This window comes from Kitasatospora sp. NPDC057518 (assembly GCF_042802075.1).
GTDB lineage: Bacteria > Actinomycetota > Actinomycetes > Streptomycetales > Streptomycetaceae > Kitasatospora.
In genome coordinates this window covers 1-15544 of sequence record NZ_JBHVEU010000202.1, presented here as the reverse complement: position 1 = coordinate 15544, position 15544 = coordinate 1, and the positions used below count along the sequence as shown (strand labels likewise).

General features: G+C 73.7%; 11 protein-coding genes and 2 tRNA genes. 8 read left to right on the top strand and 5 right to left on the bottom strand.

Annotated features, from left to right (window positions below):
* Window positions 1-52: 52 nt before the first annotated feature.
* Window positions 53-703, bottom strand: coding sequence for a snapalysin (snpA, locus tag ACFU7Z_RS21300; protein WP_117487888.1), 651 nt, complete (start codon window positions 701-703; stop codon window positions 53-55).
* A 318-nt stretch (window positions 704-1021) separates the two neighbouring features.
* Here snpA and ACFU7Z_RS21295 point away from each other — a divergent pair, with 318 nt between their 5' ends.
* A complete protein-coding gene (locus ACFU7Z_RS21295) occupies window positions 1022-1999 on the top strand; it encodes a LysR family transcriptional regulator (RefSeq protein WP_380778881.1) in 978 nt (325 codons plus the stop codon).
* A 31-nt stretch (window positions 2000-2030) separates the two neighbouring features.
* On the opposite strand, the gene ACFU7Z_RS21290 is transcribed toward ACFU7Z_RS21295, so the two are convergent.
* Complete coding sequence (locus ACFU7Z_RS21290; RefSeq protein WP_380778879.1) at window positions 2031-3254, bottom strand: low temperature requirement protein A; 1224 nt, start codon at window positions 3252-3254, stop codon at window positions 2031-2033.
* Window positions 3255-3748: 494 nt separating this feature from the next.
* Window positions 3749-5455: an ABC transporter family substrate-binding protein gene (locus ACFU7Z_RS21285; protein WP_380778877.1), complete on the bottom strand. Its 1707-nt coding sequence runs from the start codon at window positions 5453-5455 to the stop codon at window positions 3749-3751.
* Window positions 5456-5832: 377 nt separating this feature from the next.
* Here ACFU7Z_RS21285 and ACFU7Z_RS21280 point away from each other — a divergent pair, with 377 nt between their 5' ends.
* From ACFU7Z_RS21280 to ACFU7Z_RS21260, 5 genes are all read left to right on the top strand, one after another.
* Window positions 5833-6813 carry an ABC transporter permease gene (locus tag ACFU7Z_RS21280; protein WP_380778875.1) on the top strand — a complete coding sequence of 327 codons (981 nt, stop codon included), beginning with the start codon at window positions 5833-5835 and terminating at the stop codon, window positions 6811-6813.
* A gap of 16 nt (window positions 6814-6829) precedes the next feature.
* On the top strand, window positions 6830-7819 hold the full coding sequence (locus ACFU7Z_RS21275) for an ABC transporter permease (RefSeq protein ID WP_380778873.1): 990 nt from the start codon (window positions 6830-6832) through the stop codon (window positions 7817-7819).
* A complete protein-coding gene (locus ACFU7Z_RS21270; RefSeq protein WP_380778871.1) occupies window positions 7816-9891 on the top strand; it encodes a dipeptide ABC transporter ATP-binding protein in 2076 nt (691 codons plus the stop codon). The genes ACFU7Z_RS21275 and ACFU7Z_RS21270 overlap by 4 nt, the downstream gene beginning before the upstream one ends.
* A 70-nt stretch (window positions 9892-9961) precedes the next feature.
* Window positions 9962-10035 (top strand) — tRNA-Lys (locus ACFU7Z_RS21265).
* 73 nt (window positions 10036-10108) lie between these two features.
* Entirely contained in the window at window positions 10109-10825 is a 717-nt protein-coding gene (locus ACFU7Z_RS21260) for a GPP34 family phosphoprotein (protein WP_380778869.1), read from the top strand.
* Between the two features lie 50 nt (window positions 10826-10875).
* Here the strand turns inward: ACFU7Z_RS21260 and ACFU7Z_RS21255 are convergent, their stop codons facing one another.
* Complete coding sequence (locus ACFU7Z_RS21255; RefSeq protein WP_380778867.1) at window positions 10876-11760, bottom strand: alpha/beta fold hydrolase; 885 nt, start codon at window positions 11758-11760, stop codon at window positions 10876-10878.
* Window positions 11757-12548, bottom strand: coding sequence for a DUF998 domain-containing protein (locus ACFU7Z_RS21250; protein ID WP_380778865.1), 792 nt, complete (start codon window positions 12546-12548; stop codon window positions 11757-11759). Before ACFU7Z_RS21250 ends, ACFU7Z_RS21255 begins: the two co-directional genes overlap by 4 nt.
* Before the next feature lie 221 nt (window positions 12549-12769).
* Between ACFU7Z_RS21250 and ACFU7Z_RS21245 the strand changes: the two genes are divergently transcribed.
* Window positions 12770-12843 (top strand) — tRNA-Lys (locus tag ACFU7Z_RS21245).
* Between the two features lie 225 nt (window positions 12844-13068).
* The gene (locus ACFU7Z_RS21240) at window positions 13069-15483 is read left to right on the top strand and encodes a transglycosylase domain-containing protein (RefSeq protein WP_380778863.1); all 2415 of its coding nucleotides are present in this window, start codon (window positions 13069-13071) and stop codon (window positions 15481-15483) included.
* Window positions 15484-15544: the final 61 nt, after the last annotated feature.

Sequence of the window (15544 nt, the reverse complement as noted above, 5' to 3'; positions counted from 1 at the left end):
GGCTCGATTCCGGCCGAGCGGCCCGCCACCCCGAACCCGCTTGCCGCTCGCGTCAGTTCCGCGCCGCGAGACCGTTCGCCCAGAGGTAGTCGACCTGGCTGCGCTCGTTGCCGTCGGGGTACGGGTTGGTGCAGGACGGGCCGGGGCCGCCGCCGGACATCAGCTCGCTGCACGGGCCGGAGTAGTCGTCGGGCAGGCCGAGCACGTGGCCGGTCTCGTGCGCCACCACGCGGAGCGAGCTGTACTGCTGGTTCTGCTGGTAGTCGAGGAAGACGTAGCCGTGGCCGTGGCCGTCGGTGCTGGCGTAGGAGCCGCGGCTGTCGTTGCCCTCGTAGTACGAGAAGTCGCCGCTGCCGCTCGCCGCCTGGAGCTGGACGTTGGTCTCCGAGCTGTTCCAGATCTGCGCGGCCTGGGATATCTGGCTGGTGAAGGAGGGCGCGTTCGCGGTGTCGTAGGTGACGGTGACGGTCGCCAGGCCGGGGTTGGCGGCCTGCTTGGCCTTGGCCGAGGCCATCACGGCCTGAAAGAAGGCCTGGTTGTTCGCCGCCTCCGCGGCCGAACCCGCGTACGTCGAGGGGGTGTAGCCCTGGACGGCCGGGGCGGCGGGAGCGGCCGGCGCGGCGTTCGCGGCGGTGGCGGGCAGGACCGCCAGGCCGGCCGCGAGGGTCAGGCCCAGGGCTGCGGACAGCACGGATCGCTTCATGTGGGGACTCCGGTTTCGCGGTGCGCCGGCTCGCCGGGGCCCGATGGGGGCCGGGCCCGGCCGGGGCGCACGGTGGGGGCCGCCCCGGGCGGTGGCCGAGGGGCGGGTTGCTGCCCCCGAGCTTCGACCCGGGCGGGGCCGTCGCGGATGATGCCAACCGGCGATAGCACCACCGCATAGCGGCCCGGTGCCGTCGTGCGGCGCACCGGTCGATCCGTCGGCCGTTCAGCCGGTCGATCCGTCGGCCGGCCCTTCGGCATGCCTTGAATGCCTGTCATGTCCTTGGCGAAGGGGTGCGACGGCGTCTATGCTCCCGACGTGGAGCTCGACGTGAGACACCTCCGGGTGCTGTGCGCGATCGCCGACAGCGGCAGCCTCCGCAAGGCCGCGCTCCAGCTCGGCATGACCCAGCCCTCCCTCACCACCCAGCTGCACCGCATCGAACGGGCCATCGGCGGCACCCTGTTCACCCGCGAGCAGACCGGCAGCCGGCCCACCGCGCTCGGCCACTCGGTGCTCTCCCGGGCCCGGCCGGTGATCACCGAGATGGCCGCCCTGGTGGCCGCCGCCCGCCAGGAGGCGCGGGACTCGGCCGGCCCCGGCCGGCAGCGGCGGCTGCGGATCGGCAGCGTCGGCAGCCGGGCGGTCGCGGCCTGGCTGCGCCGGGTGCACGAGCGGCTGCCGGACACCGACACCACCATCCACGTGGACATCTCGGCCAGCGCGCTGCTGCGGATGGTCGCCGCCGACCAGCTGGACGTGGCCTTCGTGCACGAGTGCGAGGGCTTCCCGCTGCGGGTGCCGCCGGACGCCGAGCACCGGGTGCTGATGGCCCGGGAGCCGCAGTTCGTCGCGCTCGCCGCCGGGCACCCGGCCGCCGCCCGCGACGTCGTCCACCTGGCCGACCTCGCCGAGGACACCTGGATGGTCGACCCGACCGCCGACCACGAGTACGCGGCGATGCGCCGGGTGTTCACCGAGGCCGGGCTCAACCCCCGGGTGCTGCAGGTGCGGGACAACGCCACCGCCGCCGAGCTGGTCGCCTCCGGCGAGGCCGTCCGCCCCTGCCAGCCCACCTCGCTGCCCGGTCCCGGCACGGTGGTCCGCCCGGTGCACGGGGACCCGCTGGCCGTCCGGCTGCTGTTCACCTGGCGTCCGCGCGTGCTCAGCCCGCCCGCGCTGGACGCGCTGTACGGCGAACTGCGGGCCGCCTACCTGGATCTGGCCAAGGTCAACCCGGCCTACCTGGACTGGCTGGCGCGGCACGAGCCGGTGCTGCTGGGCCGGGTCGGCTGACGGGCAGGTCGGACAGGGCCTGCCCCGCGGATCAATACGCCCGGCGGGCGCCCGCCCGCCTGCTCTCCCGGCCGTGGACCAGCACGCCCACCGCCACCATCAGCGCGCAGACCAGGCCCGCCGCGAGCACCCCGGAGCCGCCGAGCGCGGTGCAGGCCAGCACCAGCGCGGCCCCCGCCGGCGCCACCGCCTGGGCCGCCGCGCCCCGCTTGGTGTGCCGGGAGTGCAGGAACCAGACCGTGACCAGGTAGAGCGCGGTGGGCACGGTGACCGTCGCGGTGGCGGCGGTCTCGGAGATGTGCGCCTGGTGCACCGCCGACTCCACCGCCACCTCCAGCCCGGTGCCGATCGCCGCCGCCGAGGCGAACACCAGGTAGTGCCCGTACCCCCAGACCAGCGCCTGCCGGTTGGAGCGCAGGTGCTCGTGGACGGGCCGGGCGAAGTAGATCCACCAGGCCGCGAAGCAGATCAGCAGCCCCCCGACCGCCACCGGCACCAGCCGGCCCAGCTCCTCGTGCTCGTCCACCGCCGACTGCACCGCGACGGTCGCCGCCGCCACCGTCTCGCCGAGCACGATCAGGGTGAACAGCCCGTACCGCTCGGCGATGTGGTGCGGGTGCCAGGGGGTCTGCCTCCACAGCTCGGCGACCACCGGCACGGCCAGCTCGCACAGCACCCCGACCGGGAAGAGGTACAGCCGGACGTCCTGCGGCAGGAACAGCACCACCACCCAGCCGGCCTGGCAGAGCGTGATCCCCACCGCGTAGCCCAGCGCGACCCGGCGCGCCGGGCCCTGTTCGCAGGCGGCCGCGCGCAGCCACTGGGTGACCATCGCCAGGCGCATCACCACGTAGCCGACGATCCCCAGTGTCAGGTCCTGGGCGGCGAAGATCCGCGGCACGCCGGCGGCGAGGATCAGCACCCCGGCGATCTGCACCAGCGTGGTGATCCGGTACGGCACGTCGTCGACGTCGTACGCGGAGGCGAACCAGGTGAAGTTCATCCAGGCCCACCAGATCGCGAAGAAGGCCAGCACGAAGCCGCGCAGGCCGTCGCCGTAGTGCCCCGCCGCCAGCGAGCCCGCCAGTTCGCGCCCGGCCTGGCCGACCGCGACCACGAAGCAGAGGTCGAAGAAGAGCTCCAGCGGAGTGGCGACCCGGTGCGGCTCGCTCCGGTCGCGCGGGACCATCCGGCGCACCGGCGGCGGATCGACGGGGTGGCTGGGGCGTGCCGTCGCGGCGGGGTCACTGGCCATCGGAGCTGCTCCGGGGAGTCGGGAGGAAGGCGGGGGGACCGTCCCGCGCATCCTGGCAGCGGCCCCGGCCCGGCGCACGCACCGGCGCGACGGCTGTGCACGCGGGCGCAACAGCTGTGCACGCTCCGGCGCGGCCCGGAATGTCCGCGCGCCCCCGGGTACGATGGCCCCGTATGTCCCCTTTTTTCCTTGCCGTCAGCCGTAGTTGACGCTCCGGTGCGCGAACCGGGTGACAGCGCGGCGGGTTTCCGGGCGCGCCCCGCGCGCTGCGTCGCGAGCGACCGGAGCGCCGCTAGATTCTTCCCCGGTTGGAAGAGCGCGGGCCCTGCCGGGCCCCACGACACGGGTGGCGTGCGGGCAACGCGGAAGGTCAAGGCGGGTGGCGGGATTGCGGGGGCGGCGGAGCCGATCCCCCCGCGTCCGCGCCACCGGCCTCGTGATCACCGCGCTGCTCGCCAGCGCCTGCCGTGCGGCCCGCCCCGCCCCGGCGGCGGCTACTTCTCCCAGCCGAGCTTGCTGTAGTCCTCCTGGGCGAGACCGAAGGCGCCGTAGTTGGCCAGCCCCTTGCGGGTCGCCACCACGGCGGGCCGCTGGTAGAGCTCGACGGTGTGGCCGAGCTCCCAGATCCTCGCGTCCGCCTGGTTGTAGAGCTTCGCGGCCTCCGCCGGGTCGACCGTCCCGGCCGCCTTCTTCAGCAGCGCGTCGATCTCCGGGGTGCCCAGCCGGGAGGGGTTGCTGAAGGTGTTGTCGCCCACCGGCAGGCGGAAGTTGGCCAGGCTCTTGGAGTTCGGGAACGAGTCGGTGTTGCGCCAGCTCGCGATGTCGAACTTGCCCGGGGTGACGTACTTGGCGAAGTAGTCGTTGGCCGCCACCTTGTCCAGGTCGACCTTGACCCCGGCCGCCTGCCACATCGCCGCCGCCGCGGTGGCGAGGTCGAGCTGGGCCTGCGCGGTGCCGTCGCTGAGCACCCAGTGCAGCTCCAGCGGCTTGCCGTCCTTGGTGCGCGGCTGGCCGCCGCCGGACTCCTTCCAGCCGGCCTGGTCGAGCAGCTTCTTGGCCGCGGCCAGGTCGAAGGTCGCCCACTCACCGGAGTTGTCCTGGTAGCCGGTCTGGTTGGGCATGATGATGTGGTTGCCGAGCGGCTTGAACTCCACCGGCACCCCGTTGTTGGCGATCTTGATCAGCGCCGAGCGGTCGAGCGCCTTGCCGAGTGCCTGGCGGACCGTCCGGTCCGCCAGCGCGCCGGTGCCGCCGAAGGAGATGTGCACCTCGTCCCAGGGGCTGGCAGCCCGGATCACGGTGTCCTTGGCGTTCTTGAGCTGCCCGTACGCGGCGGCGGTGCCGGCCGAGGCGAAGTCGATCTCGTTGTTGAGGTACGCCTGGATGCTCGCGGCCTTGTCCATCACCCGGAAGGTGATCTTGTCCAGCTTGGCCCGGGTGCCCCACCAGGCCGGGTCCGGCACCAGGCTGATGGTCTGCGCGGTCTTGTCCGCCACACCGATCTTCAGCGCGCCCGCGGTGATCGGGACCTTCTCCACCCAGCCCTTGTTGAAGTCGTCCGGGGTGGCGATGCCGGCCGCCGGGATCAGCGGGCGGAACAGGTTCTGCCAGTCCGCGTACGGCTCCGAGAAGGTGACCTTGACCTCGCTCGGGTCGGCGCCCTGCTCGACCGCGGAGATCAGCTCGTAGCCGGACGGGTCGTAGATGTTGTACGCCGGGTCCTTGCCGTTGCCCGCCTGCCAGTCGGCCTTGAAGTCCAGGTAGCTCAGCTGCTTGCCGTCCGACCAGGTGGCCTTGGGGTTCAGCTTGTACGTGACCACCTGCGGCGAGGTCGAGGTGACCTCGGCCCCCACCAGGTAGTCCGGGTCCGCCCGGAAGGCGCCGGAGGCGTCGGTGCGGAAGAGCGAGGGCTCCAGGGCGCGGATGAGGTTCACCGTGTCGGTGTAGGAGCCGCCGTCCACCTGGAGCGGGTTCCACTGGGTGATCCACTGGTCCAGCTGGAAGCGCACCTCGCCGCCGTCCTTGATCTGGTCCGGCGCCTTGGGGTTGACGTCCTCGGAGTCCTGTCTCGGCGGCTCGCTCTTGGCCACCTTGTCGGCGGAGCCGGCCCCGCCCGAGGTGCACGCGGTGACCGCGAGCGCGACGGCGACGGCGAGCGCGGCGGCCCGGCCGAGGCGGCGGGCCGTGGTGGAAGCGTCCATGAGGGTCCCCCTGGGATCGATGACGGGAGTTGGGGCGCGAGAGGTGTGACGGGGCTTGAGCGTGGGCAGCCAATTCGGCACCGGGCGAGCAGAAGGTAACAGCGGATCAGATCCGCCACCAGGGGGAGGAGGGCACACCTGATCGAAAAGTCACACGCGGCAACACGGGCGCAACACCGCCTCAGTGCCCGGGTGCTTCACTCTGACCTGCGTTTTCCCAACTGCCGGACGAACCACGCCATCTGACGATCCGACGAACCAGAACGAACCCCGACGAACCCTGCCACCCGACGCCCCCACCGGGCCCGGACCGGAGGCCACCACCCGATGCCCACCAGACGCGTCGGCCCCACCCGCACCGCGACGGGCGGCCGTTGATGCTCCGCTTCCTGGCGAAACGGCTGAGCTACTACGCGGTGCTGCTGATCGCCGCCGTCTTCCTGGCGTACGCGATCTCCGCGACCGCCCTGCAGCCGCGCACCTACTTCGAGGCCAAGGTCCCCCGGCCGTCCGTCGAATCGGTCGAGCGCCAGCTCACCGCGCTCAACCTGAACGACCGCACCCCGGTGGTCGAGCGCTTCGGCCACTGGGCCGGCGGGCTGCTGGAGGGCGACCTCGGCCGGACCATCCACGACACCCCGGTCACCGACGACTTCGGCCGCCGGGTCTGGGTCTCGCTGCGGCTGCTGCTGCTCGGCAGCCTGCTGGGCATGGTCCTCGGCGTCGCCGCCGGGGCGTGGAGCGCGGTGCGCCAGTACCGGATCTCCGACCGGCTGCTCACCGTGCTGTCCTTCGTGCTGCTCTCCACCCCGGTCTTCCTGGTCGCGCTGTTCCTCAAGAACGGCGCCATCGCCGCCAAGGACGCGGCCGGACACGAGGTGGTCCCGTTCACCGGCTACGAGACCCCCGGGCTCGCCGGCGGCCTCGGCGCCCACCTCGCCGACTGGGCGCTGCACCTGCTGCTGCCCACCATCTCGCTGGCCCTCGGCGGCCTCGCCACCTACAGCCGCTACCAGCGCGGCACCATGCTCGACGTGCTCGGCTCCGACTACCTGCGCACCGCCGAGGCCAAGGGCCTGACCCGCGGCCGGGCACTGCTCAAGCACGGGCTGCGCACCGCGGTGATCCCGATGTCGACCATGTTCGCCTACAGCTTCCTGGGCATCTTCACCGGCGCGATCTTCACCGAGACGATCTTCGGCTGGCACGGCATGGGCGAGTGGCTGATCAAGTCGATCAACGAACAGGACGTCAACTCGGTGGTGGCGATCAACCTGTTCACCGCCGTCGTCGTGCTCGTCTCCGGCTTCCTCGCGGACACCCTTCACGCCGCCCTCGACCCGCGCGTGCGGTCCTGACCGGAGGAGAGCCGAGTTGACCACCGCCACCACCGCCGGACCGGCCGAACCCACCGGCCCCGCCGAACCCACCGCACCCGCCAGCCGCCCGCCCCGGGGCACCGGCCGCGGCCGGCTCGTCCTCGCCCGGCTGCTCGCCGCCCGCGGGGCCGTGGTCGGCGCCGTCATGGTGCTGCTGCTGTTCGCGCTCGCCTTCGGCGGGCCGTACCTGACGCCCTGGGACTACGCCACCCCCGACTTCTCCGCCCTGCACCAACCCCCGTCCGCCGAACACTGGTTCGGCACCAACGGGGTCGGCCAGGACGTCTTCGCGCAGACCGTCCGCGGCCTGCAGAAGTCGCTGGTCATCGGACTGCTGGTGGCGCTGCTCTCCACCGTGCTGGCCTCCGTGGTCGGCGCCTGCGCCGGCTACTTCGGCGGCTGGGCCGACCGGGCGCTGATGTTCCTGGTGGACCTGCTGCTGGTCTTCCCGGCCTTCCTGATCATCACCATCGTCTCGTCCCGGCTGAAGAGCGCCGGCTGGATCGCCTTCGTCCTGCTGCTCGCGCTGTTCAACTGGATGATCACCGCCCGGGTGGTCCGCTCGATGACCATCTCCCTGCGCGAGCGCGAATTCGTCCGCGCCGCACGGTTCATGGGCGTACGGCCGCTGCGGATCATCAGCCGGCACATCCTGCCGAACGTCGCCTCCTTCCTCATCATCGACGCCACCATCGCGGTCGGCGGCGCCGTGATGAGCGAGACCGCGCTCTCCTACTTCGGCTTCGGGGTCAAGCCGCCGGACGTCTCGCTCGGCACCCTGCTCGCCGCCGGGACCGGCGAAGCCCCGGTGTTCCCCTGGCTGTTCTACTTCGCCGCGGCGCTGCTGGTGCTGTTCGTGCTCGCCGTCAACCTGATCGGGGACGGGCTGCGCGACGCCCTCGACCCCACCTCCGGGACGGCGCCCCGCCGCTCCCGGTCCGCCCGCCGTTCCCACCGCCCTGCCAGCCGTAGGAAGCTCCCGTGACCACCACCGTCGAAACCCCGCTGCTCGCCGTCCGGGACCTGCGGGTCGACTTCGCCGGGCCCGACGGCCCGGTCCCCGCCGTCCGCGGGGTGGACCTCACCCTGCGGCGCGGCGAGACCCTCGGCATCGTCGGCGAGTCCGGCTCCGGGAAGTCCGTGACCGCGCTGTCCGTGCTCGGGCTGCTGCCCGGCACGGCGCGGGTCAGCGGCTCGGTGCGGCTGGACGGGCGGGAACTGGTCGGGCTGCCGGGCCGGGAGCTCGCCGCGATCCGCGGCCGCCGGATCGCCATGGTCTTCCAGGACCCGCTGTCCGCCTTCACCCCGGTCTACCGGATCGGCGACCAGATCGCCGAGGCGGTCCGCGTCCACCAGCGGGTGGACCGGGCCGCCGCGCGCCGCCGGGCCGCCGAACTCCTCGACCTGGTCGGCATCCCGGCGCCCGACCGGGCCCTGGACAGCTTCCCGCACGAGTTCTCCGGCGGCATGCGGCAGCGCGCGATGATCGCCATGGCGGTCGCCAACGATCCCGACATCCTGCTCGCCGACGAGCCCACCACCGCCCTCGACGTCACCATCCAGGCCCAGGTGCTCGACGTGCTGCGCACCGCCCAGCGGGAGACCGGCGCGGCGCTCGTCCTGGTCAGCCACGACCTCGGGGTGATCGCCGGGGCGGCCGACCGGGTCGCAGTGATGTACGCCGGACGGGTGGTCGAGACGGCCGGGGTGGACGAGCTCTTCGCGGCCCCGCACCACCCGTACTCGCTCGGCCTGATCGGCGCGCTGCCCCGGCTGGACGGGCGCGGCGGTCCGCTCGTACCGATCCCCGGCACCCCGGCGCCGATGGCCGAACTGCCCCCGGGCTGCCCCTTCGCGGCGCGCTGCCCGCTCGCGGAGGAGCGCTGCACGACGGCCGAGCCCGCCCTGGAGGGCACGGAGGAGCACCTGTCCGCCTGCGTACGGTCGGCGGAGCTCGCCGAGCGGCGGCCCGCGCCCGCCGAGGTCTACCCCGTTCCGGAGCTGCCGCCGGCCGCCGCCGGCCCCGTCGACCGCTCCACCCGGACGCCGGTGCTGTCGGTGAGCGGCCTGGAAAAAACGTTCCCCCTCCTCAAGGGCACGGTGTTCAAGCGCAAGGTCGGCGAGGTGTACGCGGTGGACGGCGTCGACCTGGACCTGCGGGAGGGCGAGACCCTCGGCCTGGTCGGGGAGTCCGGCTCCGGCAAGTCCACCACCCTGTTCGAACTGCTGCGGCTCGGCGCCCCGGAGACCGGCCGGATCGAACTGCTCGGCCACGACACCGCGACGCTCACCCGGGCCGAGGCCCACCGGCTCCGCGCCCGGGTGCAGATCGTCTTCCAGGACCCGATGGCCAGCCTCGACCCCCGGATGCCGATCGGCGACATCGTCGCCGAACCACTGCTCGCCCAGCGCGCCCCGCGCGAGGAGATCGCCCGCCGGGTGCCCGAGCTGCTGCGCCAGGTCGGCCTCGACCCGGAGCACGCCGTCCGCTACCCGCACCAGTTCTCCGGCGGCCAGCGCCAGCGCGTCTCGATCGCCCGGGCCCTCGCCGTCCGGCCCGGGCTGCTGGTGCTGGACGAGCCGGTCTCCGCCCTGGACGTCTCCATCCAGGCCGGGGTGCTCAACCTGCTCCAGGCCCTCAAGGCCGAACTGGGCCTCTCCTACCTGTTCGTCTCGCACGACCTCTCGGTGATCCGGCACCTCGCCGACCGGGTCAGCGTGATGTACCTCGGCCGGACGGTCGAGCAGGGCGAGGTCTCCGCCGTCTTCGACCGCCCCCGCCACCCGTACACCCGCGCCCTGCTCTCCGCCGTCCCACTGCCCGACCCCGCCGCCGAGCGCGCCCGCGACCGCATCCTGCTGGCCGGCGACCCGCCCCCGCCCACCGAGCGCCGCACCGGCTGCGTCTTCCGCACCCGCTGCCCGCGCTACGCCGCGCTCACCGCCCCGGCGGACCGGGCCCGCTGCGAACAGGAGCGGCCGACCCTGCTCGGCACCCCCGGGGCGGACCACCAGACGGCCTGCCACCACCCGGAGCCGGCGACCCGGGGGCAGTGACAATCGGTGATCACTCGAACACGATTCGGTGGATCCGGCCGGCGGCGTGTAAAGTCTTCGACGTCAGCAAGCGCCGCTAGCTCAGTTGGTTAGAGCAGCTGACTCTTAATCAGCGGGTCCGGGGTTCGAGTCCCTGGCGGCGCACATGGCAAGATCTCAGGCCGTCCACTCCGGTGGGCGGCCTGAGGCGTTTCCGGGCCGGGTAGGCCTTCTCCCCATGAACTCCCCCGACACCGGCACCCGGCCCCTGGCCGAGGAACTGCTGCTGCTCTGCGCCGACCCGGCGGACGGACGCCTTCGGATCCCCGCCCTCACCCTCTCGACGGCGGTCGCGGGCGCCGTCCTCGCCGAGCTCCAGCTGGCCGGCACGATCACCGTCGACGGGCACCGGATCACCGGCCACCGGCCGCCGGGCGACCAGGACGAACTCGCCGCCGCCGTCCTGGCCGACCTCGGGCAGGCGGGCGAGGGCCGGCCCCGGACCCTCGAACACGCGCTGCGCGCGCTGACCCACCCGCACGGCCGGGCGACCCACCACCACCTGGACCGGATGGTCGGGCAGGGCGTGCTGACCGTCCGGAGTCACCGCTTCCTCGGGCTGCCCTACCGCCGCTGGACGGCCGTGCGGCCGGATGCCGGAGCGCTGATCGCCGCCCGGACGGCGGCCACGCTGGCGCGCGCCGGGCTCTCCGGGGTCTCTGGTCTCTCTGGTCTCTCCGGTCCGACCGGTGCGGCTGATCCGACCGATCCGGCCGACGAGCGCGACCGGCAGCTGGCCGGCCTGATCGGGGCGGCCGGGCTGGAGCGCCGGCTCTACCGGGGTCCGGACGGCGCCGAGACCCGGCACGCCGTCCGGCAGCTGGCCCGCGACCTGCCGGTCCCCCGGGCCGTGAAGCGGGAGATCACCCGGCGGAGGTCCCAGTCCGGGGGCTGATCCGTGCTCCGGCACCCGCCCTCGCAGCCTCCGGCTCCCGGGCCGACCGCTCAGTGGGTGTCGAGCACCGCCGAGGCCACCGCGTCCGGGCGGTCGAACATCACCAGGTGCCCGGCCGGGGCGGTGGTGCGGAAGTCCGCCCCGAGCAGCGCCGCCAGCTCCCGCTGCCGGGCCAGCCAGTCCTCGGTGCGGCGGGTCCGGCAGCCGTCGTCGGCGGCCAGCACGGTCACCGGCAGGTCCTCGGCCAGCGGCCGGGTGCGCCGCAGCTCGTCCAGTTCGGCGGCCGTGTCGAGGTAGCGGCCGTTCTCCCGCAGCAGCGCGCGCAGCGCCCGCCCGGTGCGGTAGCAGTGCCGGACCAGCGGCGCCGGGGCGAGGTCCTCGCGGCGGACGGTGGACAGCCTGGCCATGGCCCGGCGGGCGGTCGGGCCCAGCAGGTAGGGCACGGCGAGGGCGGTGGCGGCGCCGGCCACCGCCCGGTACGCCAGGTCGCGCGCACCGGGTGCCGGGTAGGGCCGGGCCGCCGCCTCCACGCTGCCGTCCACCAGCACCAGTCCGGCGGTCCGCTCGGGGTGCAGCCGGGCGAAGGCCTCGACGTGGAAGCCCGCGAGCGAGTGCCCGACCACGGTGCAGCGTTCCCGCAGCCCGAGGCCGTCCAGCACCGCCCGGATCCGCCCGGCCTCGCCGGCCGCCGTCGGCGCGGGGCGCCCGGTGGCGGGCTCCCCGGCGCTCAGCCCGTAACCGGGCCGGTCGAAGCGGACCACGGTGCGGTACGGGGTGAGGTAGGGGACGACCAGGTCCCAGTCGAACCAGCTGCTGCCGAGGCCGCCGGAGAGCAGGCAGACCGGGCCGCTGCCCTCGGTGCGGACGTGCAGCGGGACGCCGTCGACGCGCAGGAAGCGCGCCCGGTCGACGGCCTCCGGTCCGGCGGTGCTCATGTCGGCCTCCGTCCCGGGGACGGTTCGGTCGGTCGGCGCCGCCCCTCGTCCCCCTGGTTCACCTCGGCGTCCTCGGCGTCCTCATCCGTACCGTCCGAGCGGGCGACGCCCAGGGCCAGCAGGCCGAGCCAGAGCGCGACCAGCAGCACCTGGAGCCGCTGCCCGGCCCCGAGCGCCCAGGTGCCGTGCCCGGCCTGGAAGGCGGCGATCGAGGCGAGGCTCCAGCCGGTGGCGAGCAGCTCGGCGCCCAGCAGCCAGGGCCCGAACCGGCGCACCGGCGGCCACCAGTGGTAGCGCCGGGCGGCCACGGTGAGCGAGACCAGCGCGGTGAGCGCCCCGGCCATGGCGAGGCTGCTGGTGACCGCGTGCGCGGTGTGGGTGGCGGGGACGAGCCCGGCGGTCTCCCGGGCGGCGCACATCTCGTCGCTGGTGGGGGCGCAGCTGAGCGGCAGCCGGGAGTCGGCGGCGGTCGCGGCGCCGAACAGGGCGAGCGCGGACCAGCCGGCCAGCGCCCAGCGCCGCCGCCGCGAGGCCCCGACCCGCCCGGTGGCGAGGGCGGTGCCGGCGGCGGCGAGCAGGCAGAGCCCGGCGGCCAGGTCGGTGGCCCGGAACAGGCCGCCCAGCGGCTGGTCCTCGGCGGCGAGTTCGCTGATGTACGCCTGCACCGGGTCGAGTCCGGTGCTCAGCACGACCTCCAGCACCCAGGCGGTGTACGCCACGGCGCTGAGCAGCAGCAGGGTGGCGGCCGTCGTCCGCGCGGCGCGGTGGCCTGGCTGGGGGCGGGGCACCGTTCCACCCTAACCAGCGGCGAACTCCGGACCAACCGGAAGGAAAGGGACGGATCGATCGGCCGCCGCCCGGGTCGTTCGCGGGTGGCCCGGGGACGACCCGGGCACGACCCGGGGGCAGCCCGGGGACGACCCGGGGGCAGCCCGGCGACGGTTCGGTGATGGCTCGGCGATGGTTCGAGGCACCCCTCGGAACCGTGTATTGTTTTCCAGGTCAGCAGGCGCCGCTAGCTCAGTTGGTTAGAGCAGCTGACTCTTAATCAGCGGGTCCGGGGTTCGAGTCCCTGGCGGCGCACAGACATTTGGGGAGCCTCTCGCAGCAGCGAGGGGCTCCCCGATTTTTTGGCCTCCGACGTCCGTTTTGCGTGTGATGTCGGTCTCGATTGGCGATCCGCCGGAGCTATCCGGCCCGTTCTGCTCGTCCAGGGCAGTAAAACCGGAATCGGGACAAAGGTCCCCAACCGCCGATGTCCCCGTCCGTGCCGGGCTGCCTCGATGCGCCCGCAGGAAAGGCCGCGCTTTGTCCAGAAACGCCCAGGGCGGCCGTCGCACGCCGTCGATCAGTCTCCGGCCGGTCAAACGGCTCAAGCGCTCCACCGGCCCGGCCGGCGGGTCCGGCGGGTCCGGCGGCAGGAAGCCGCGACGTCCGAAGCGCACCGGCTGGCGCCGGCTGATACCCACCTGGCGGATGACCCTGCTGGGCTTCGGCTCCGCGCTGCTGCTCGGCATCGGTCTGTTCGCCCTCGGGATCGCCCTGGTGAAGGTGCCGGACGCGCACGCCGCCGCCACCGCCCAGAGCAACACCTGGCTCTACGCGGATGGTTCGGTGCTCACCCGCACCGGCCAGACCAACCGGCAGAACGTCTCCCTGGACAAGGTCTCCCCCGCCGCCCAGCACGCCGCGCTGGCCGCCGAGGACCGGAACTTCTACAACGAGGGCGCGGTCAACGTCCAGGGCCTGGCCCGGGCCGCGGTCAACACCGCCAAGGGCCAGGGCACCCAGGGCGGCTCCACCATCACCCAGCAGTACGTGAAGAACACGTACCTGAACCAGAAGCAGTCGGTCACCCGCAAGGTGAAGGAACTGTTCATCGCCATCAAGGTGGACGCCACCGAGAGCAAGAACGACATCCTCTCCGGCTACCTGAACACCTCCTACTACGGCCGCGGCGCCTACGGCATCCAGGCCGCCTCCCAGGCGTACTTCGGCATCGACGCGTCCGCCCTCGATCCCGCCCAGGGCGCCTACCTGGCCACCCTGCTGAACGCCCCGAGCGCCTACGACGTCGCCACCGCGACCGCGGCGGGCAAGCAGAACGCCGTCAACCGCTGGAACTACGTGCTCGACGGCATGGTCAAGGAGGGCTGGCTCTCCGCGGACGAGCGGGCCAGGACCGCCTTCCCGGAGGTCCGGGACCCCCAGCCCAACCCGGGCCTGTCCGGCCAGGCCGGCTACCTGGTCGACGCGGCCACCCAGTACCTCACCTCCAGCGGCGTGATCAACGAGACCGAGCTGGCCAAGGGCGGCTACACGATCAAGCTGAGCATCGACCCGGCCCGCCAGCAGGCCCTCCAGGACTCCGTCCAGGCCCAGCTGCATGACAGCCTGAACCCGGACAAGCGGAAGAAGGACGCGGCCGCCCAGGCCGGCGCCGCCTCGGTGGACCCGAAGACCGGCGCGGTCGTCGCCCTGTACGGCGGCGTCGACTACGTGAAGCACTACGTCGACAACGCCACCCGGCGCGACTACCAGGCCGGCTCGACCTTCAAGGCGATCGCGCTGGCCGCCGCCTTCGAGAACAACGCCAAGACCCAGGAGGGTCGCACCGTCACCCCGCGCACGGTCTACGACGGCACCAGCGGCCGGAAGGTCCGCGGCGGCAAGGGCACCCCGTACGCGCCGCCGAACGAGGGCGACAAGAGCTACGGCCAGATCACCCTCCAGCAGGCCACCGACTGGTCGGTCAACTCGGCGTTCGCGCAGCTCGCGCAGGACACCGGGCTCCAGAAGGTCAAGGACACCGCCGTCGCGATGGGCCTGCCCGGCAACACCCCGGGCCTCGACCCGGTGCCGTCCATCCCGCTGGGCGCGGCCACCCCGAGCGTGCTCGACATGGCGGGCGTGTACGCCACGCTGGACAACGGCGGCAAGCAGATCACCCCGTGGCTGGTGCAGTCAGTGGACCGCGAGGGCGAGAACGTCGCGCTGCCCGCGCACAAGACCACCCAGGCGATCAGCGAGGACACCGCCAACCAGGTCACCTCGATGCTCCAGGGCGTGGTGAGCGACCCGGGCGGCACCGGCTGGCGGGCCAAGGGCCTCGGCCGCCCGGTGGCGGGCAAGACCGGCACCACCGACGACCAGAAGTCGGTCTGGTTCGTGGGCTACACCCCCGAGCTGGTCACGTCGGTCGCCCTGTTCGGCCAGGACCCGGGCAACGGCTCCCAGGTCAGCCTGAGCGGCGTCGGCGGCATCGACGGCGCGGCCGGCGGCCAGTTCCCGGCCCAGATCTGGACCAGCTACATGAAGGCCGCGCTCAAGGGCCAGCCGGTCAGCGACTTCGCCACCCCGGCGGGCGGCGACTCCTCGGGCGCCACCGACCTGCCGACCGCCCCGAGCACGCCGAGCAGCGCCCCGTCGACGGGTGCCCCCAGCGGCGCTCCGAGCACCGGCCCCACCACGGCGCCGGGCGACGGCTCGGGCTCGACCCCGTCGGGCGGCACCGACGGCGGCGCGACCACCGCGCCGACGGCCCCGCCGACCAGCCAGCCCACCACCCAGCCCACCCGGCCGCCCCGGCCCACCTCGAAGCCGACGCAGACCACCCAGCCGACCGCGCCCCCGACCAGCCAGCCGACCGGCCAGCCCACGGGCGGGACGGGCGGGACGGACGCGCTCACGGGGGCGGGCGCCTCGTCCCGGTCCGGGGGCTGACGGGGGTCCGATCACCCCGGCCCGTTCACTCGGCCCCGGCCGCCCGCTCTCAGCTGAGACC

Bases quoted from the DNA above. Each gene is read 5' to 3' on its own strand.
- ACFU7Z_RS21255 (WP_380778867.1), bottom strand. From the start codon at position 11,760: ATGAGCACCGCCGGACCGGAGGCCGTCGACCGGGCGCGCTTCCTGCGC.
- snpA (WP_117487888.1), bottom strand. From the start codon at position 703: ATGAAGCGATCCGTGCTGTCCGCAGCCCTGGGCCTGACCCTCGCGGCC.
- ACFU7Z_RS21285 (WP_380778877.1), bottom strand. From the start codon at position 5,455: ATGGACGCTTCCACCACGGCCCGCCGCCTCGGCCGGGCCGCCGCGCTC.
- ACFU7Z_RS21280 (WP_380778875.1), top strand. From the start codon at position 5,833: ATGCTCCGCTTCCTGGCGAAACGGCTGAGCTACTACGCGGTGCTGCTG.
- ACFU7Z_RS21260 (WP_380778869.1), top strand. From the start codon at position 10,109: ATGAACTCCCCCGACACCGGCACCCGGCCCCTGGCCGAGGAACTGCTG.
- ACFU7Z_RS21290 (WP_380778879.1), bottom strand. From the start codon at position 3,254: ATGGCCAGTGACCCCGCCGCGACGGCACGCCCCAGCCACCCCGTCGAT.